Raw genomic sequence first — 18,385 nt, 5'->3', positions numbered from 1 at the left:
GGGGGCTCGGCTTCCGGCAACATCTCAAGGGGGGCGATTATGAAGGCTTGGATTGTGGCGGCCTGTGCGGCCGCGTCACTGACCGCGACGCACGCCTGGGCGAAGGCCGCGCCGTTGCCGCCGGCCGCCGTCTACACCGATCCGCCGGCCGACAAGGCGCATCCGGCCCGCTCCGAGGTGCTGCACATCCCGGCCGGCGGGGTGCAGGTCAACGGCCTGGCCTATATCGCCGCCGGGGCCGGTCCGCATCCGACGGTCGTGCTGTTCCACGGCTTGCCGGGCAACGAGAAGAACCTCGACCTCGCCCAGGCCATCCGCCGCGCCGGCTGGAACGTGGTCACCGTCAACTATCGCGGCTCCTGGGGCAGCCCCGGAACCTTCAGCTTCAAGGGCAACCTCGCCGACGCCAAGGCGACCCTGGCCTACGTCCGCGACCCGGCCAACGCCGCCAGGCTGCAGATCGAGCCGACGCGGCTGGTGGTCATGGGCCACAGCATGGGCGGCTGGGTCACGGCGGTGACCGCTGGGGAAGACCCCGCGCTGCTGGGCGCGGTGCTGATCTCCGCCGCCGACATGAGCCGCCTGGCGACGGCGTCGCCGGCCGAGCGGCTGGCCACGGCGGCCGACAACATGGAGACCCTGGCCGGCGTCACCGCCCAGAGCATGGCCGACGACATGGCGACGCTCGGTCCGGACGAGAGCTTCGCCCACGCCGCGCCGGGACTGGCGCGGCGGCCGCTGCTGGTGCTGAGCGCCGACGACGGGCTCGCGCCGATGACCGACGCCCTGGTGGCCGACATCCGTAAGCGCGGCGGGACCCGGGTCACCGCCCTGCACGCCGCCACCGACCACAGCTGGAACACCCAGCGCATCCGGCTGGAGAGCGAGGTTATCCGCTGGCTGCAGACGCTACCGAAATAGCCGGCAGATCCAGCCGCGCCGCCACCTCCTCGCCGATGGCGAGGGAGGAGGTCAGGCCCGGGCTCTCGATGCCGAACAGGGTGACGAGGCCGTCCATCCCGTGGACGTCGCGGCCGTCGATGCGGAAGTCCGGCTGTGGCTCGTCCGGGCCGTGCAGCTTCGGGCGGATGCCGGCGTAGTCGGGGCTCAGGCTGCCCTCGGGCAGGCCCGGCCAGAATTTGCGGATGTAGCGGTAGAATCCGTCGGCGGCGGCCGGATCGACGCTGTAGTCCAGCTCGTCGACGAAGGTCAGGTCCGGCCCGAACACCCCCTGCCCGCCGAGGTCGCGACGGTAGTGGGTGCCCAGCGCGCCGTGGATCGGCGGCGGATAGATCAGGTGGGCGAAGGGGGCCTTGCCGGACAGCCGGAAGTACATGCCCTTGCCGTAGTGGGCCTCGGGGATGACCTGGGCCGGAAAGCCCTCGATCTGCACCGCCACGGCCTGGGCCGACAGCCCGGGCGCTGTGACCAGGTAGCGGGCGGTGAGCGTGGTCGCCTCCGCTCCGCCTGCCCGCACCTCGAAACCGCCGCCGGGCAAGGGCGCGGCCCCTTCGAACGGCGTCGACAGCACCACCGCGCCACCCGCCGCCTCGATCTCGCCCTGCAGGGCCAGCATGTAGCCGTGGCTGTCGAAGACGCCGCTGTTGGGCGACAGCAGCGCCCCCTCGGTCTTCAGCTCCGGCTCCATGGCCAGCGCCTGGGCCTTGGAGAGCTGCGCCATGCCCTCGACGTCGTTGATGCGGGCCTGTTCGAGGATGGCATCGAGGCGGCCGACCTCCTCCGGCGTGGTCGCCACCACCAGCTTGCCGCAGCGGTCGTAGTCCACGTGGTGGGCGTCGAGGAAGGCGTAGAGCGCGCGCCGGCCCTGGACGCACAGCTTCGCCTTCAGCGAGCCGGTGGCGTAGTAGAGCCCGCCGTGGATCACCTCGGAATTGCGCGAGGAGACGCCCTGGCCGATGGCTGCCTCCCGCTCGAGCACCGCCACGCTCAGGCCGCGCTTTGCGAGCGCATAGCCGCTGGCCAGGCCCACGGCGCCCGCGCCGACCACCACCACGTCAAAATCGAAATCCGCCATCCCCACCACGCCTAGCCTAAGCCCCTGCGGATGCAAACCGCCGCACCGCCTGCTAGCTTGGCCTCAAACGAAAAGCGTGGGGGGAAGTTCATGAAGGTTCTGGTCGCAGCCCTGGCGGCTGCCCTGACGGTGGGCGGCGCGGCCGGCGCCCAGGTGGCGTTGAAGCCCGACACCCCCTCGATCCTGACGTGGTCGCCGGAACAGCAGGCGATCGGCTACCGGACCATCGAGGACGTCTACAAGGTCCGCACCATCCGGCGCGGCAAGACGATCCACCCGCTGCCGATGGCGGCCAAGCAGATCGAGCCGACCTTCACCTACCAGGGCAAGACCTGGTCGGTGGACGACTACATGGCGGCCTACAAGGTCTCCGGCGTCCTGGTGCTGAAGGACGGCAAGGTGGTGCTGGAGCGCTACGGCATGGGGCGCAAGCCCACCGACCGCTGGACCTCGTTCTCGGTGGCCAAGTCGGTGACCTCGACCCTGGTCGGCGCCGCCATCCAGGACGGCAAGCTGAAGCTCACCGATCCGGTCATCCGCTACATCCCCGAGCTGCGGGGTTCGGCCTATGAGGGCGCGAGCGTCCGCGACCTGATCACCATGAGTTCGGGCGTGAAGTGGAACGAGGACTACACCGACCCGAAGTCCGACGTCGCCCAGGCCGGGACCGCGGTGCTGGAGCCCGGCGTCGACCCGATGGTCAGCTACCTGCGCCGCCTGCCCCGCGCCCACCCGCCGGGGACCACCTTCAACTACAACACCGGCGAGACCGACCTGGTCGGCGTGCTGGTCTCCAACGCGGTCGGCAAGTCGCTCAGCGACTACGCCTCGGAGAAGCTCTGGAAGCCCTACGGCATGGCGCGCGACGCGGTCTGGGTGACCGATCCCGGCGGCCACGAGCGCGGCGGCTGCTGCATCTCCATGACCCTGCGCGACTACGCCCGGGTCGGCCAGTTCGTGCTCGACGGCGGCAAGGCCAACGGCAAGCAGATCCTGCCGCCGTGGTGGGCCGCGGAGGCCACCGCGCCGCACATCAGCTACGGCCTGCCCGCGCCGGCCGGCTACGGTTACTTCTGGTGGATCCGCCCGAACGGGACCTACGAGGCGGTCGGCATCTTCGGCCAGTCGATCACCACCTTCCGCGACGACCGGCTGATCGTGGTGATCAACGCCGCCTGGCCGCAGGCCACCGGCCGCGAGCTGAGCGCGGCGCGCACCGCGTTCGTGGAGGGCGTGCGGGCGGCGGTCAAGTAGGCGCAGCCCTCGCGCCAGGCGGCGTTGCCCGGGCCCCGGATTTCTCGTAAGTTCGGTATGAACGGTGCGCGCAGACGCGCCGAAACGCCGGGGAGGCAAGCCGTGAAACGCGTCATCATCGTCGCCGTCGGAGCCGCCCTGTGCGCGGCGCCGATCGCACTCTCCGGGCCGCTTGCGGCCGCCGCCCAGGCCAAGGCCGCCGCCTACAGGCCGCCGCGCGACGCCTACGGCCATCCCGACCTAAGCGGCTACTGGAGCAACGCCACCCTGACGCCGGAAACCCGTCCGGCGGCGCTGGGCGACCGGGCGGTCTACACCCCCGACGAAGTCCGCAAGCTCGAGACCGCCGAGGTCAGCCAGGTCGAGGAGGGCAACAGGCCCACCGACCCCAATGCGCCGGCCCCCAAGGTGGGCGGCGACGCCCCGCCGCCGGGCACGCGGCCGGAGTTCATCGCCGCGGGCGGCGACGTCGGCGGCTACAACCGCGGCTGGCTGGAGCCCGGTTCGACGGTGATGCGGGTCGGCGGCGAGCCGCGGACCTCGCTGATCACCACGCCCAACGGCCAGGTCCCGCCGCGCAAGGCCGGCGCTCCGGCGGGCGGCGGCTATCCGCGCGGCATGGGCTCGTTCGACAGCTATGAGACCCGCTCGCTCGGCGAACGCTGCCTGCTCGGGTTCGGCCGCAACGCCGGGCCGCCGATGTTCTCCAACGGCTTCTACAACAACAACTACCAGTTCATTCAGACCAAGGACGCCGTCGTCATCGAGGTGGAGATGGTCCACGACCTGCGGATCGTGCGGCTGAACACCACCCACCGGACCGACGGCGTGCGGCCCTGGATGGGCGATTCCATCGGCCGCTGGGACGGCGACACCCTGGTCGTCGAGACCACCAACATCCCGCAGGCCCAGGCCTACAAGGGCTCGTGGAAGAACCTGACGGTCACCGAGCGCTTCACCCGCGTGGCCAAGGACGCCATCCGCTACCAGTTCACGGTCGACGATCCGACCATGTGGGACAAGCCCTGGGGCGGCGAGTACGAGTTCGCCCCGCTGCGCGGCATCATCTACGAATACGCCTGCCACGAGGGGAACTACGCCCTGCCCGGCATGCTGGCCGGCGCCCGCGCCCAGGAACGCGAGGCGGCGGCGAAGGGCGGCGGGGCGGCGGGGTCGGAGCCCTAGCCGCAAACAGCACCGACTGGTCGCATGGCATGAACAAGACGTTTGGAAAATAAATCCGGCGACAAATAAAGAATTACGCAAGCGGAACTTTGATTTTTACTGGGCGTTCTGTTGCGGACCCCAAGAAATTCGGAGATCCCATATGAACAAGAACCTGCTTGTCCTGAGCGCCAGCCTGGCCGCCGCCATCGCGCTGCCGGCCTTCGCCCAGACCACGACCTCGACCACCGTCACCACCGAGAAGTCGCATGCCGGCGCCGGCGCGGGCGTCATCGGCGGTGCGGCCACCGGGGCCCTGGTCGGCGGTCCGGTCGGCGCGGTGGTGGGCGGCGTGATCGGCGCGGTGGCCGGCTCGACGATGGATCCGCCAGCCGAGGTGAAGACCTATGTCCGCACGACCCACGTGGAGCCGGTGGTCTACACGGGCCCGGTGGCGCTCGGCGATGAACTCCCAGCCACGGTCACGGTCTATGAGGTGCCCAAGTACGAGCGCTACCGCTGGACCTACGTGAACCACCAGCGGATCCTGGTGGACAACAGCACCCACAAGATCGTGTCGATCATCAACGACGATCAGTAGGGACGAGCCGCCGGCGCCCGCGCCGGCCGGTCCCAAAAAGAAGGCCCAGGTTCGCCTGGGCCTTTTTCTGTTGCGCGGGGACCCCGGTCTCAGGCGGCGCGGGCCTCGGGCTCGGCGGCCAGTTCGGGGGCCGGACGGAAGTGCGGCAGGCCGCCGTCGCGCCAGCGCGCCTCGTCGACGCAAGCCCGGCACAGCACCGTATCGGCGTTCAAGCAGCGGGCGCAGTGATTGGTGGATTCGCGCGCCTCAGGCGCCACGAACGGGCGGTGCGATTCGCGCGCGAACCGCAACAGCGGGTTGTGCGACGTATCGTCTTCATCGCGGCGGGGGGAACGGACGAGATTGAGCGTGTGGGTCATCGGACTGGTCTCGACTTGGCCAACCGGGCGGCTGACCCATGAAGCCTAGGGCCGGGCGGCGTCGGAACCCATCAGACGTCCGGACGCCGACGACGCCCATGGGTTGCCCGGGCCCACACCTTGGTATGCTCGCCAGCGCTCAGGGATGACTGGACGGCCGGGAGCCGCCGCTAGTGGCGGGTGGAAAGCGCCGCCTCGAGGGCGTCCACCAGCGCCTGGCCTTCCCACGGCTTGCCGAGCAGGGCGATGGCGCCCAGCGCCAGCACGGCGCGGCGAAGGTCGTCATGCGGGAAGGCGGTGATGAAGACGATCGGAATGGGCCGGCCGTCCTCGATGAGCCGCGCCTGGAGCTGCGGTCCCGACATGCCCGGCATCTGCACGTCGAGGATGACGCAGTCGGTGGCGTCGGCGCCGTCGCCGTTGAGGAACGCCTCCGCGGATTCGAATGCCCTCGCCTCATAGCCCAGCGAACGCACCAGGGCGTCGAGGGCGCTCCGGACCGCCGCATCATCGTCGACAATGGATATGATCGGCAGTCTGGTCACGAGGATCCCGGGTAAGTCGCGAGGACGTCGCTTGGCGCGAGGCGCTCGGTATGGACCACAACCATGCCGGGCGAAATCATACGGAGGTTTAAATCGGCTCGCGAGTCGCGCTGGCGCGCAACGCCTCGAACATCCGGACGAGGTCGGGCACCGACCGCGCGGCCATCTTCCGCATCAGGCTGCCGCGGTGAATCTTCACGGTGATTTCACTGAGCCCGACCTCCGCGGCGATCTGCTTGTTCATCAGCCCGGCGACCACGTGGACCATGACCTCGCGCTCGCGGGCGGTGAGCGCGGCGTAGCGGGCCTCCAGCGTGGCGAGCTCCTGCCGCTCGCGGCGCCGGCGGCGATCGCGGTCCAGGGCGGCGGCCACGGCGTCAAGCATGTCCTGGTCGCGGAACGGCTTGGACAGGAAGTCCACGGCCCCGGCCTTCATGGCCCGGACCGACATCGGGATGTCCCCGTGCCCGGTCATGAACACCACCGGCAGCTCGCGGCCGGAGCCCGCCAGCTGGGTCTGGAAATCGAGCCCGCTGACGCCCGGCAGGCGCACGTCGAGCACCAGGCAGGTCTCCACGTCGACCGGCGTGCGCTCGACGAGGGCGCTCGTGGAGCCGAAGCTTTCGGTCTGCAGGCCGACGGAACGGAACAGCGACTGCAACGCCTCGCGGATCGACGGATCGTCGTCGACGATGAGCACGAGGGGGCCGGCGGGCGCGGCGCTGGCGGCGGCGTTCATGCGGCTGCGGCCTGGGCGGTCGGTAGGCTGAACGCGATCAGCGCCCCGGGCCCGTCGGGCCGCTCGGCCCAGATGCGCCCACCGTGCGCTTCGACCGTCGAACGGCAGATGGCCAGTCCCATGCCCATGCCGTCCGGTTTGGTGGTGAAGAAGGCGCCGAACAGACGGCCCATGTTCTCCTCCGAGATGCCCGCCCCGCTGTCGCGGACCTGCACCAGGACGTGCTCATCATCCGCCAGCTCCGCGTTGACCTCAAGCGTCCTTGGCCCCGGAGTGCCGGCCATGGCCTGCGCGCCGTTGATCAGCAGGTTGATCAACACCTGTTGCAGCTGGACGTGGTCCCCCCGCACCGCCGGGAGGTCCGGCGCTGTCCTGACCTTCAGCGTCGCGCCGCGCGCCTGGAGCTCGCGCTGGACGAGACGCGCGACGTCGTCGATCAGCTGGGGAATGTCGAGACGGGCGTACTGCGGGTCGCTCTTCTTGAGCATGCCGCGGATGCCGGCGACGATCTCGCTGGCCCGGCGGCCGTCGCGGATGATCCGCTCGAGCGCGGCGCGGGTCTCGCCCAGCTGGGGTTCGGGCCGGTCCAGCCAGCGCAGCGCCGCCGCGCCATTGGCGGAGATCGCGGCGAGCGGCTGGTTCACCTCGTGGGCGATGGTCGCGGTGAACTCGCCGAACGTCGCCAGCCGGTTGGCGTGCGCGAGGTCCTCCCGCGCCCGCGCCAGGGCCTCCTCGGCGTGGCGCCGGGGCCTGAGGTCGGTCACCGTGATGAGCAGCCGGTCGCGCCCGTCCGACCGGGTGATCGCCACCGACATCCAGGTCGGCAGCGGCTCGCCGGCGAAGGTGCGGAACGGCGTCTCGGCTTCGTAGGCGACGTCCTGCCCCACGAGCGCCTGCAGCAGGCCGCTGAACGGCGCGGTCGCCTCAGGCGCCAGCATCTGGTCCACCCGGGCGATGAGGTCGGCCCGGTCCCGCGCGCCCGACATCCTGACCAGGGCGTCGTTGACCTCGATGTCGGTGATCCGGCCCAGCAGGTCGGGCATGAAGCCCTCCGCCGTGCGCGCATGGGCGGCGATCTCTGGGGCGCAGGGGCCGGCCAGCTCGCCGGCGGCCAGCAGCTCGTTGAGCCGCGCCTTCACCCCGGTGTAGTCCGCCGACCAGATGCCGACCCGGGCGCCTTCGAAGATCGCCCGGTAGCGGGCTTCGCTGCGGCGCAGCTCGGCGTCGGCGCGCTTGCGGTTGGTGATGTCGGTGTTGCTTTCGAGGATTTCGACCGGCCGCCCGCTCTCGTCGTAGCGAACCGCCCAACGGCTGGCCACCACCACCTGGGCGCCGTCGCGCCGCCGGTGCGTCAGCTCGCCTTCCCAGTGGCCGGCGCGCAGCAGCTCGGCCGAAATGGCCGGCACGTCGGCGGTGTCCTCGGTGTGCAGCAGCTGGTGCGGGCTGGCGCCGAGCGCCTCGGCGGCGGGGCAGCCGTAGAGCTCCTCCGCGCCCCGGTTCCAGAAGGCGATCCGGTCCTCCAGGGAGCGCGTGAAGATCGCATCGTGGGTCAGGTCGAGCAGCGCCGCCTGGGCGCGCAGCGCTTCGTTGGAGGCCTGGTTGCGCAGCACCAGGGCCGTGGCGATGAAGATCGCCGAGAGGCTCACGATGAAGCGCAGGAACGGCGCGGTGCCGTAGCTCACCCCATGGACGAGCAGGTAGCTGGTCACGGTGAGCAGGATGCAGACGTAGGCGAGGCGGACGAGTTGCCAGCCGTGCGAGACCCCGCTGGCGAGCATCACCACGATGCCGTAGAGCACCGCCACCGCGCTGCCGAGCGGCGTGAAGGTGTCGACCGCGAAGATCGCCACGCCGCAGACGAGGGCCAGGATCGCCTGGATGATCTCTCCGCGGGTGACGCCCGCGTCGGGCGAGCGCGGCCGGGCGCGCCGGCCGATCCGCCCCGCCCGTTCCCTCGAACCTGCGCCCACAGCGCTCGGCATCGGGCTCTCCGTCACCATACGAAGGTATGGTTCAGTCAGACCAAGACGGTAGTCCCGCCTCCGCACGTAGACTAGTCCCAGGCCGCCGCCGCTCTACTCTATGGCCTCAAGCCGGCTATCCCGGCAGGCTTTGGAGGAGGCCGATGACTAATCAGATCAGCACCGATCTGCCGTCACGCAAGGCGCCTTCATCCCATTGCGCAAGGTCGCCGGCCGGAGCTCGCGGGCCCGGCGGCGGCCGCCCGACCAACATCGGAGTCCAGCCATGAAGTCCTTCTCAACCTCGCCCCTGCAACTCGTCTATGCGCCGCCCAGGCTGCAAAAGGACCCGCGGCTGGGCTGCACCGCGATGGGGCTGGCCACGCCCGAGGGACCGTCCTGCGGCATGCTGGTCACCTGGGCCGGCGACCTGGTGGCGATCCTCGGCGAGACCGACGCGGACCTGCGACCCGAGGAAACCTGGATCGTCGAGTTCGGTCTCGGCCCCTGCGAGCCCCCGCCCGGCGGCCTGTTCTTCGACTCCCTCGACGAGGCCATCCACTGGGTCGAGACCAGCTGCCGCGAACTGGGCCGGATCGGCCTCGCCTGAGGTCGTCCGTCCCCTCCTTCAACCACCCGATCCCCACGAACTCGACAACAGGTCCGAGACCACGACGCGGAGACGAGCCCCCCCGCCCGCGCAACCCAAGGCCCACCCGTTCGTGGGGTTGGTGGGTGCGTGATCAGAGACCTGAGACTGCCCAGCGCGTCGACGCCCTAACCTCCAGTCTATGGGCCCCCCCGCGACGCGCTCCCCTCCCCCTCCCCGGGGAGGGGCCGGGGCGGGGGCGGCGGCGATCGCCCCAGGGCATCCGCATCCGGCGCTCCGTCCGCGCCGACCGCGCGCCGTCGTCCGCCCGATCCGGCGACGGATCGGTCGGCGCAGCGTCAGCGGGAGCGGCGGCCTCGGACATGAACGAAACCGGAACACGGGATCGGCGGCAAGTCAAAAATTGGGTGGGGGAATTTGGAGCCCGGTGGCGGGTCGAAAGGCGGAAGACGGTGCGGTATCGTCGCAAGCGTCGCCGTGCAGGGGGAAGATCGAATGTTGGCAGCCATAGTGCTCGCGGGGGCCGTTGCGCACGCGCCGGCACCGGTTCGCGGAGATTTCGACCACGACGGCAAGCAGGACGTGGCGCAGATCGTGCCGTCGCGACCGGGCGTGTATCAGCTCATCATCCGTCGCGGCGCGCGCGGGCGCCCCATCTCGATCATTGATACGATCAAGCAAGGCGATTTGGCCAACCTCTTCATCACAACAGAAAAGCCCGGCCGCCTGCAAACGTGGTGCGGTAAGGGCGGTGATGACGGTGACGGGCCGTGTCTGCGGAAATCCGTCCGATTGCACGGCGACACGCTGGCGTTCGGGACGAGAGAGGCCTCGGAGGCTGTTGTGATCTGGACCGGCAAAAAGTTCGAAGTGGTTTGGATCTCGGACTAGACGACGCCACCACCCGACCGGAGCGATCGACACCGCCCAACGCATCGGCGGGCGGGAGACGAGGCCAGGACGAACGCATCCCTGGGCAGGGACAAAAGGCGGGGCCACCGCTGCGTTGACGTCCTGGCGGGTGAGAGGGCGTCGTCGGGTCGTCCCGGTGATCAGGCGGTTGGAACACCGACGGGAAAAACCCTCTACGCCTGTGAGATAGTCACTGACGTCCGGCCGGCAATCCCCTGCGACAGCCCGCCGCGCCGGCTCGCGCGTTCCGAGAGCCATGATCGCCTTCCTGGACTTCGAGGCCTCCTCGCTTGCCGACGACAGCTACCCGGTGGAGGTGGGCTGGGTGTTCGAGGACGGCCGCGCCGAAAGCCATCTGATCCGCCCCGCGCCGGACTGGACGGACTGGGACCCGCTGGCCGAAGCGATCCACGGCATCGCCCGCCGACGGCTTCTGGACGAGGGCGCCCCGCACCCGGAGGTCGCGGCCAGGATGATCGACCAGCTCGCCGGACACGATCTCTACGCCAGCGCCCCGTCGTGGGACGGCAAGTGGCTCAGCGTGCTGCTGCGGGCGGCCGGCCATCCCCGGCATGCGCTGCGCCTGCGCGACACCGACGCGGCGCTGCTCGACGCCCTGCGGGGGCTCGATCCGGCCGAGGCCGCGGCGATCCTCGACCGCGTGCGGCGGGCGTGGGCAGGCATCCGGCCGGCGCACCGCGCCCTGCCAGACGCGCGCCGGGAGCGGGAGATCTGGCGGGAGGTGAAGCGGCAGGCGGAGGGGGTGGGGCGGGCGTGACGTTGCTCGTCGTTTCCGGCGGCGCGTCGGCGGGTCAAATTTCCGCTTAGCGCCAAACGTTGGCGTCAGTCCGCCAGAGGGGGGTCACTCGGATCGGCTCATGAAGTCACCGGGGGGCTTCATCGTCCCCGCGATGTGTTCGTTCCCCCATCGACAAAATTCCTGGAGCAGGGGTAGGAGCGCCCGGCCGGCTTCAGTGAGCTCGTACTCGAAGCGCTCGGGCCTAATCTGGTAAGCGACTTTCCGGGCGACCCCCGCCGCTTCGAGGCGCGCCAACCGCTCGGCGAGGACGCTGGTCGTGATCCGTTCGCGCGACCCAAGGAAGTCGCCGAAGCGTCGCTTGCCCACCAGCAGATCGCGGACCAGCAACAGGGTCCATCGATCACCGAGAAGATCGAGCGAATGCGCGATCGGGCACGCGGAGCGCGGCTTCAGGAGCGTCTCAACCATGCAGTACCTTGTCACTTGCAAGTCACAAGTTAGTATGGTCGACTGAGTTGCGCAACCGAGAAGGCGAGCAAAACGATGATGTTCATGATGGCGGCTTTCGAGACCGACGGGGACATCGCGGCGCGAGGCGGCGACGGCGGGGAACGGGCTGGCGATTATTGGCGACGCTGGAAGGCGTTCGGCGAGGCGCTCTCGCGCGCCGACATCGTCCGGGAAATGCACGGGTTGCGGGAGAATTCCGCGGCGCGGACCGTGCGGGTGCGGGAGGGCGGCCCGGAAGTGCAGGAAGGCGCTGCGGGCGGAGGGTTACACTTCGGCGGCTACTTCATCATCGACGTTCCGGACGCGGAGGCTGCGGCCGAATGGGCCGCGCGGTGCCCCGCGGCGATAAACGGCGCAGTCGAGATTCGCCCCCTCTTGGCTCGGCCCGGCGCTTAGCGGGCGGGTCCGATCATGGGCTTCCCCGAATCCTCAAGTTAACGGCTCCGGTTTGGCCGATCCAACCCGGGTCGGTCTTTGCCGCCTGCCGAACGGCCGCCTCTCGGAACGCCGCCATGACGCGCGTCCACTCTCGCGGCGCGGTGCGCTCGACCGCGTGTAGGCGCCGACATCTCGCAGTGCGAAGCGGATGACTGCTCACCACCCTGCCCTGGCCTTCGTCAGGTCCGCCTAAGAGTTCGCGAACCGCGATCCCCCACGCCTTGACCCGCTCCACTCGGCCGCCTTTCGCCAGCTTCCACGGGCGCTTCTCCTCGACCTTGAGCATTGCGGTGACAGCTTACGGTATCAGGGACCAGCGGCGGCCGACCTGACGCCCGTCCCCCAACCGGCCGCGCCGCCGCTAACTAACGCGTCGTGTCGAGTAAGCTGTCACCGTATTTGCGGCCTCTGAACCGCCCATTCCAGCAGCGCGTCGAGCGCCGGGCACATCGCCTGGCCCCACGCGGTCAGCCGGTATTCCACCTTCGGCGGCACCTGCGGATAGACCGCCCGCTCGACAATGCCGTCGCGTTCCAGGTCGCGAAGCTGCTGGATGAGCATCTTCTGGGAAACGCCGGGGATCGCCCGCTCCAGCTCCGAGAACCGCAGCACCTGGCGATCAAACAGGTGGAAGATGATGACCATCTTCCAACGGCCTTCCAGCATCCGGAACGCCGCCTCCACGCCGGTGGCGGCCATGTCCGGCGTCACATCCTCCAGCTTACCTGTGGGTGAGTACCCTACCTTTTTGTCAGTTCTTGCCATGTAGGAAGTATAGCCCCAGATCGGAGGCTCAGCCAACGCGGAGCGCATGCCGATGACCGTGAAGCTTCCCCTCCCGATCGCCAGATACTTCCAGGCCGCCAACGGCGGCGACGCCGCTGCCGTGGCGGCGGCTTTCGCAGCCGACGCCCACGTCCGGGACGAGGGGCGTGACCACCATGGACGCGACGCCGTCCGCACGTGGGCGGATGAGGCGCGGCGGCGGTATCGCTTCTACGCCGAGCCGCGGAGCCTGGAGCCTGGACCGCACGGCGGCGTCGTGACCGCCCACCTCACCGGCGACTTCCCCGGCGCGCCCGCGGACCTGCGCTATCGTTTCGCCCTGGCCGGCGACGAGATCGCCGATCTGGAGGTCACGTTGCGCGCGCCGGAGGCGGAGTTCTGCGGCCGCCGGGTGCTGGTCACCGGCGGCACCCAGGGGATCGGCGCCGCGGTGGTGAGCCGCCTGCGCAGAGCGGGTGCGAGCGTCTTCACCACGGCCCGCGCGGCGCCGCCCGACCTGGAAGAGCAAGACCTGTTCGTCGCGGCCGATCTCGGTACGCCGGAGGGCGCCGCCCGCGTCGCCGAGGCGGTGATGCGTCGGCTCGGCGGCCTCGACGTGCTGATCCACAACGTCGGCGGCTCTTCGGCGCCGGGCGGCGGCTACGCCGCCCTGACGGACGACCACTGGACCGACGCGCTGAACGCGAACCTCCTGTCAGCCGTCCGCCTGGACCGGGCGCTGCTGCCGGCGATGATCGACCAGGGCTATGGCGTCATCGTCCACGTCTCGTCCATTCAGCGCGTTCTGCCGCTCTACGAGTCCACCCTCGCCTATGCGGCCGCCAAGGCGGCGCTCAGCAACTACAGCAAGGCCCTGTCGAACGAGGTCGGCCCCCAGGGCGTCCGCGTGGTCCGCGTTTCGCCCGGCTTCACCGAGACCGACGCCGCGACCCGCATGATCGAGCGGCTGGCGCAGGCGCAGGGGGTCGAAACCGGCGCTGCGCGCGAAGGGCTGATGCGATCGCTTGGGGGAATCCCGATTGGCCGCCCGAACCGCCCCGAAGAGGTGGCCGACCTGATCGCCTTCCTCGCCAGCGACCGCGCCGGCGCCCTGCACGGGGCGGAATATGTCATCGACGGAGGCACGGTTCCCACGGTCTGACCGTTGAAGCCGACGGCGTCGTCGTCGCAGGCGCGGCTAGGGGCGTTCGCGCGGGGCGCCGTTCTCCCAGTAATAGCGACCGCTGCCCGGGTCATAGTAATAGTACCGGCCGGCGCGGTCGTCGTAGTATTGGCGGCGATTGAGGTTGTCGTTGCGCTTGGGCGCCGTGGCCGCCCCGACCGCTGCGCCCGCCGCGCCGCCGACCAGGGCGCCGGTGAGGGCCGAGTGGCCGACGGCGGCGCCCAGCGCGGCGCCCGCCAGGCCGCCCGACGCGGCGCGTTCAGTCACCGTCGCGCCGCACGCGGCGACCAGGACGCTGGCCGCCGTGGCGATGCAGATGGGTGTTGCCTTCATGGCAGACCTTCCTTGCCTCGCTCCCCTGCCTCGCCCCCGACGAACAACAATCGGCCGAGGGGACCAGGTTCCCTTGGCGGGCGCGGCGAAGGCGCCGCTGCGAACGTCCCGCTTTGGAAGCCGCCGCTTCCCCCTAGGCCTCCACCCGCTCCCGCTCGCCGGCCTTCTCCCAGGCCTTCCACAGCCGCTTCTCCTCGGCCTTGGCCGGGCCGACGGAGGCGTCCTTGATGTGGCCGTAGCCGCGGATCTGCTGCGGGATGGCGGCGATCTTCACCGCGGTCGGCAGACGCTCGGGCGTCAGGCCGGCGACGAGGATGGCCAGCGCCTCCTCGTAGTCGCGGATCAGGCCGCGCTCCATCTTCCGCTCCTCGGTGTAGCCGAAGATGTCCAGCGGCGAGCCGCGCAGGCCCTTCATCCTGGCCATCAGCGGGAAGGCGGCGTCGAGCGTCCAGCCGCCGAACGCCATCTTCTTCGGCCGCCCGTCGGGGCCCTTGCGGGCGATCAGCGGCGGGGCGAGCCAGACCGTGGCCTTGCCGCCCTTGAAGGTCTCGTCACGGTAGGCGGCGAAGCGGCCGTCGGTGTAGAGGCGCGCGACCTCGTACTCGTCCTTGTAGGCCATCAGCTTGTAGAGGTTGACGGCCACGGCGCGGGTCAGGGCGTCGGAGCCCAGCGGCGCCTCGGCGGCGGCGACCTGCTCCACCCGGGCCAGGTAGCGGCGGGCGTAGGCCTGGTTCTGGTAGGCGGTGAGCTCGGCGGCGCGCCGCGCGATCAGCTCGTCCAGCGGCATGGTCTCCGGGGTCGGCACGTCGTCCTCACGCTGGCCGCGGCTTGAGGGGTCGTGGGCGGCCTTGCGGCCCAGCTCGAAGGCCTGGAGGTTGGCGTCGGCGTCCACCCCGTTCAGCCGGATGGCGCGGTAGAGGGCGCGGCTGGAGACCGGCACCACGCCTTTCTGCCAGGCGAAGCCCAGCATGATCATGTTGGCGTAGATGGCGTCGCCGAGGTTGTGCACCGCCAGGTGCTGGGCCGGCATGGCGTCGTAGGACTTCACCGCCGCGGCGATGCGGCGGGCCTGGGCGTCGGCGTCGAAGCGCACGTCGCGGTCGGTGACGAAGTCGGCGGTCGGGGCGAAGTCGGCGTTGCCGAGCGCCACCGTGCGGTCCTTGGCGTACAGCGACAGGGCGTCGGCGCCGGCCGCCACCAAGAGGTCGCAGGCGATCAGCACGTGGGCGCTGGCCGCCGGCACCCGGCCGCCGACCACGCTGTCCTCCAGCTCGCCGATGCGGACGTGGCTGAACACCGCCCCGCCCTTCTGCGCCAGGCCGGTCATGTCGACCACCGAGGCGGCGCGGCCGTCGACGTGGGCGGCCATGGCCAGGATCGAGGCCACCGTGGTCACGCCGGTGCCGCCGACCCCGGTGAAGACAATGTTCCTGACGCCGGTGAAGGTCTCGAACACCGGCAACGGGGTGGAGTCGGCGGTCAGCGCCGGCATCGCCTCCTTGTGCGGGTTCTCCGCGCCTTCCAGGGTGATGAACGAGGGGCAGAAGCCGTCGAGGCAGGAATAGTCCTGGTTGCAGCTCGACTGGTTGATCTTCCGCTTGCGGCCGAACTCGGTGTTCAGCGGCTCGACGGAGACGCAGTTGGAGGTCTTCGAGCAGTCGCCGCAGCCTTCGCAGACCAGCGGGTTGATCATCACCCGCTTGGGCGCGGCGGCCAGCTTGCCGCGCTTGCGGCGGCGGCGCTTCTCGGTGGCGCAGACCTGGTCGTAGATCAGCACGGTGACGCCGGGGATCTCGCGCAGCTGGCGCTGCACGGCCATCAGCTCGGCGCGCGGCTTGACCTCGACGCGGGGGGCGAGGTCGGCGACCTTTTCGTAGCGCTCCGGCTCGGCGGCGACGACGACCACCTTCTGCACGCCCTCGGCGGCGAGCTGGCGGGTGATCTGCGGAACGGTGAAGCCGCTCTCGGCCGCCTGGCCGCCGGTCATGGCGACGGCGTCGTTGAACAACAGCTTGTAGGTGATGTTGGACTTCGCCGCGACCGAGGCGCGGACCGCCAGCGAGCCGGAGTGGTTGTAGGTGCCGTCGCCGAGGTTGACGAAGACGTGCTTCTCCTCGGTGAACGGCGAGGCGCCCATCCACGACAACCCCTCGCCGCCCATGTGGCTGGTGAGGTCGGTGTTGGGGTCGTTGAAGCTGGCCATGTAGTGGCAGCCGATGCCGGCCAGGGCGCGGGAGCCCTCCGGCAGGCGGGTCGAGGTGTTGTGCGGGCAGCCGGCGCAGAAGAACGGCTTGCGCTGCTGGTCGCTGGAGAGCGTCACCGCGGCCATCGAGGCGGCGGAGACGCGGGCCAGGTAGTCGTGCACCCGCTCCATGTGCGGGCCGGGCGGCAGGCGGTCGGCGATGGCCAGCGCCACCTCCGCCACCGACAGCGAGGCCAGGTCGGAGAGCAGCGGCGAGCCGTGCTCGTCGGTCTTGCCGATGATCCGGGGGCGGGCGTGGGCCGGCAGGTCGTAGAGGGCGGCGCGGGCCTGGGTCTCGATCAGCGGGCGCTTGTGCTCGATGACCATCAGGGTCTCGAGCCCGGCGGCGAAGGCGCGGATGCCGGTGGGCTCCAGCGGCCAGGGCATGCCGACCTTGTAGATGGCGACGCCCAGGTCGGCGGCCTCGCGGCTGGAGATGCCCATGGCCGCGAAGGCCTCGACGACGTCCTTGTAGGCCTGGCCCTGGCAGACGATGCCGAGCCGCGGGCGCGACGCGCCCAGCATCACCCGGTCGATGCGGTTGGCGCGGGCGAAGGCCAGCGCGGCCGGCAGCTTCTGGGTGCGCAGCCGGCGCTCCTTGTCGAGCGGCTGGTCCTTCAGGCGGATGCCGAGGCCGCCGGCCGGCATGCGGAAATGGTCGGGGATCACGAACCGGTGGCGGTCGAGGCCGACGTCGATGGTGACGCCTGAGTCCATGGTGTCGGCGACCGCGATCAGCCCGACCCACAGGCCGGAGAACCGCGACATGGCGTAGCCCAGGAGGCCGTAGTCCAGCACCTCCTGCACGTCGGCCGGCGACAGCACCGGCATCTCGAAGTCCTGGAAGGCGTATTCCGACTGCGACGGCAGGGTGGAGGACTTGCAGTTGTGGTCGTCGCCGGCCACCGCCAGCACCCCGCCCTTCGGCCAGACGCCGGCGAAGTTGGCGTGCTTGAAGGCGTCGCCGGTGCGGTCGACGCCGGGCGCCTTGCCGTACCACATGCCGAACACGCCGTCGTAGCGGGCGCCGGGGAACAGGTTGGCCTGCTGGCTGCCCCAGACGGCGGTGGCGGCGAGGTCCTCGTTGAGGCCTTCCTTGAACACCACGTTGGCGGCCTTGAGCTGCTTGCCCGCGCGGCCGGCCTGCTGGTCGAGCCCGCCGAGCGGCGAGCCGCGGTAGCCCGAGACGAAGCCGGCGGTGTTCAGCCCGGCGGCCTGGTCCAGCCGGTGCTGGTCGATCAGGACGCGGAGCAGCGCCTGGACCCCGGTGATGAAAACCCGGCCTTCGGTGAGCAGAAATTTGTCGTCGAGCGTCACTTCCTGGTGCCGCATCGCAATTTCTTTCCTTCTTGGCCTCCCACGCGCCTTAGAAGATCATATAAGATCGCGGCAATTGCTTGCCAAAAGCGTGCCCCTCCCTTTGGGTTCCGGGGCACGAACGACGCCGATAACCGGCGGGAGAAGGAGGAAAACTTGTCCGAGGTCCTCGACGCGGTCGATGCTAAGATTCTCGACCTCATCCAGCATGACGCGGGATTATCGGTCGCCGAGATCGCCGAACGGGTTGGATTGTCCTCCAGCCCCTGCTGGCGGCGGATCAAGAGGCTGGAGGACGCGGGCGTCATCCAGCGCCGGGTGACCATCCTCGACCGCGACAAGCTGGGCCTGGGGTTCGAGGTCTATTGCACGGTCAAGCTCAGCCTGCCGACCAAGGAGAACCTCGACGCCTTCGAGACGGCGATCACCAAGCTGGCCGAGGTGGTGCAGTGCGCCACCGTCACCGGCTCGGCCGATTACGAGCTGCGGGTCGTCACCCGCGACATGCACGCCTTCGACGACTTCCTGCGCGAGCGGATCCTGTCACTGGGCCTGGTGTCCAATATCGAGAGCCGGATCGTCATTCGCTCGGTAAAACACACCACCGCGGCGCCGCTGGGCCTCGTCAGTCCCTATGTGAGCGCGCAAGGCTAGGCT

Annotated in this window: 19 protein-coding genes; 10 read left to right on the top strand and 9 right to left on the bottom strand. The window is 70.1% G+C overall.

The annotated features are described in order from the left end of the window. The first annotated feature begins 39 nt into the window (after positions 1-39). The gene (locus tag DJ021_RS11245; protein ID WP_111457634.1) at positions 40-921 is read left to right on the top strand and encodes an alpha/beta hydrolase family protein; all 882 of its coding nucleotides are present in this window, start codon (positions 40-42) and stop codon (positions 919-921) included. Here the strand turns inward: DJ021_RS11245 and DJ021_RS11240 are convergent. Beyond that, positions 890-2,035, bottom strand: a complete 1,146-nt coding sequence (locus tag DJ021_RS11240; RefSeq protein WP_111457633.1) for an NAD(P)/FAD-dependent oxidoreductase — start codon at positions 2,033-2,035, stop codon at positions 890-892. The two genes, DJ021_RS11245 and DJ021_RS11240, sit on opposite strands and share 32 nt — an antisense overlap. A 90-nt stretch (positions 2,036-2,125) precedes the next feature. Between DJ021_RS11240 and DJ021_RS11235 the strand changes: the two genes are divergently transcribed. The 3 genes from DJ021_RS11235 (at position 2,126) to DJ021_RS11225 (ending at position 5,054) form a co-directional block, all read left to right on the top strand. Next, entirely contained in the window at positions 2,126-3,289 is a 1,164-nt protein-coding gene (locus DJ021_RS11235) for a serine hydrolase domain-containing protein (RefSeq protein ID WP_111457632.1), read from the top strand. Between the two features lie 102 nt (positions 3,290-3,391). Continuing rightward, complete coding sequence (locus tag DJ021_RS11230) at positions 3,392-4,474, top strand: hypothetical protein (RefSeq protein ID WP_111457631.1); 1,083 nt, start codon at positions 3,392-3,394, stop codon at positions 4,472-4,474. Positions 4,475-4,616: 142 nt separating this feature from the next. After that, complete coding sequence (locus DJ021_RS11225; RefSeq protein WP_111457630.1) at positions 4,617-5,054, top strand: DUF1236 domain-containing protein; 438 nt, start codon at positions 4,617-4,619, stop codon at positions 5,052-5,054. 89 nt (positions 5,055-5,143) lie between these two features. On the opposite strand, the gene DJ021_RS11220 is transcribed toward DJ021_RS11225, so the two are convergent. The 4 genes from DJ021_RS11220 to DJ021_RS11205 all read right to left on the bottom strand — a co-directional run bounded on the left by DJ021_RS11220 (position 5,144) and on the right by DJ021_RS11205 (position 8,679). Beyond that, positions 5,144-5,413 carry a hypothetical protein gene (locus tag DJ021_RS11220; RefSeq protein ID WP_111457629.1) on the bottom strand — a complete coding sequence of 90 codons (270 nt, stop codon included), beginning with the start codon at positions 5,411-5,413 and terminating at the stop codon, positions 5,144-5,146. Between the two features lie 170 nt (positions 5,414-5,583). Further along, complete coding sequence (locus DJ021_RS11215) at positions 5,584-5,958, bottom strand: response regulator transcription factor (protein ID WP_111457628.1); 375 nt, start codon at positions 5,956-5,958, stop codon at positions 5,584-5,586. 88 nt (positions 5,959-6,046) lie between these two features. Further along, a complete protein-coding gene (locus DJ021_RS11210) occupies positions 6,047-6,697 on the bottom strand; it encodes a response regulator transcription factor (protein WP_111457627.1) in 651 nt (216 codons plus the stop codon). After that, the gene (locus tag DJ021_RS11205; RefSeq protein ID WP_165837189.1) at positions 6,694-8,679 is read right to left on the bottom strand and encodes a PAS domain-containing sensor histidine kinase; all 1,986 of its coding nucleotides are present in this window, start codon (positions 8,677-8,679) and stop codon (positions 6,694-6,696) included. The genes DJ021_RS11210 and DJ021_RS11205 overlap by 4 nt, the downstream gene beginning before the upstream one ends. Positions 8,680-8,944: 265 nt before the next feature. On the opposite strand from DJ021_RS11205, the gene DJ021_RS11200 reads away from it, so the two are divergent. From DJ021_RS11200 to DJ021_RS11190, 3 genes are all read left to right on the top strand, one after another. Next, positions 8,945-9,268: a hypothetical protein gene (locus tag DJ021_RS11200; RefSeq protein WP_111457625.1), complete on the top strand. Its 324-nt coding sequence runs from the start codon at positions 8,945-8,947 to the stop codon at positions 9,266-9,268. Positions 9,269-9,763: 495 nt separating this feature from the next. Beyond that, positions 9,764-10,159: a hypothetical protein gene (locus DJ021_RS11195; RefSeq protein ID WP_111457624.1), complete on the top strand. Its 396-nt coding sequence runs from the start codon at positions 9,764-9,766 to the stop codon at positions 10,157-10,159. A 277-nt stretch (positions 10,160-10,436) separates the two neighbouring features. Then, positions 10,437-10,958 carry a 3'-5' exonuclease gene (locus tag DJ021_RS11190; RefSeq protein ID WP_111457623.1) on the top strand — a complete coding sequence of 174 codons (522 nt, stop codon included), beginning with the start codon at positions 10,437-10,439 and terminating at the stop codon, positions 10,956-10,958. Positions 10,959-11,042: 84 nt separating this feature from the next. Here the strand turns inward: DJ021_RS11190 and DJ021_RS11185 are convergent, their stop codons facing one another. Continuing rightward, positions 11,043-11,408 carry a winged helix-turn-helix transcriptional regulator gene (locus DJ021_RS11185; RefSeq protein WP_111457622.1) on the bottom strand — a complete coding sequence of 122 codons (366 nt, stop codon included), beginning with the start codon at positions 11,406-11,408 and terminating at the stop codon, positions 11,043-11,045. A gap of 75 nt (positions 11,409-11,483) precedes the next feature. Here DJ021_RS11185 and DJ021_RS11180 point away from each other — a divergent pair, with 75 nt between their 5' ends. Continuing rightward, positions 11,484-11,846: a YciI family protein gene (locus DJ021_RS11180; RefSeq protein WP_111457621.1), complete on the top strand. Its 363-nt coding sequence runs from the start codon at positions 11,484-11,486 to the stop codon at positions 11,844-11,846. A 432-nt stretch (positions 11,847-12,278) separates the two neighbouring features. Here the strand turns inward: DJ021_RS11180 and DJ021_RS11175 are convergent, their stop codons facing one another. Further along, on the bottom strand, positions 12,279-12,587 hold the full coding sequence (locus DJ021_RS11175) for a winged helix-turn-helix transcriptional regulator (protein ID WP_207801819.1): 309 nt from the start codon (positions 12,585-12,587) through the stop codon (positions 12,279-12,281). Between the two features lie 118 nt (positions 12,588-12,705). Between DJ021_RS11175 and DJ021_RS11170 the strand changes: the two genes are divergently transcribed. Beyond that, positions 12,706-13,815, top strand: a complete 1,110-nt coding sequence (locus DJ021_RS11170; RefSeq protein ID WP_207801818.1) for an SDR family oxidoreductase — start codon at positions 12,706-12,708, stop codon at positions 13,813-13,815. A gap of 36 nt (positions 13,816-13,851) precedes the next feature. Here DJ021_RS11170 and DJ021_RS11165 read toward each other — a convergent pair whose 3' ends face one another. Beyond that, positions 13,852-14,169: a hypothetical protein gene (locus DJ021_RS11165; RefSeq protein WP_111457619.1), complete on the bottom strand. Its 318-nt coding sequence runs from the start codon at positions 14,167-14,169 to the stop codon at positions 13,852-13,854. Between the two features lie 133 nt (positions 14,170-14,302). Beyond that, the gene (locus DJ021_RS11160) at positions 14,303-17,743 is read right to left on the bottom strand and encodes an indolepyruvate ferredoxin oxidoreductase family protein (protein ID WP_111457618.1); all 3,441 of its coding nucleotides are present in this window, start codon (positions 17,741-17,743) and stop codon (positions 14,303-14,305) included. A 141-nt stretch (positions 17,744-17,884) separates the two neighbouring features. On the opposite strand from DJ021_RS11160, the gene DJ021_RS11155 reads away from it, so the two are divergent. Beyond that, entirely contained in the window at positions 17,885-18,382 is a 498-nt protein-coding gene (locus DJ021_RS11155; protein WP_111457617.1) for an Lrp/AsnC family transcriptional regulator, read from the top strand. The last annotated feature ends 3 nt before the right edge of the window (positions 18,383-18,385 follow it).

Source organism: Phenylobacterium hankyongense (assembly GCF_003254505.1).
Taxonomy (GTDB): domain Bacteria; phylum Pseudomonadota; class Alphaproteobacteria; order Caulobacterales; family Caulobacteraceae; genus Phenylobacterium; species Phenylobacterium hankyongense.
This window is presented reverse-complemented; position numbering and strand designations above follow the sequence as displayed.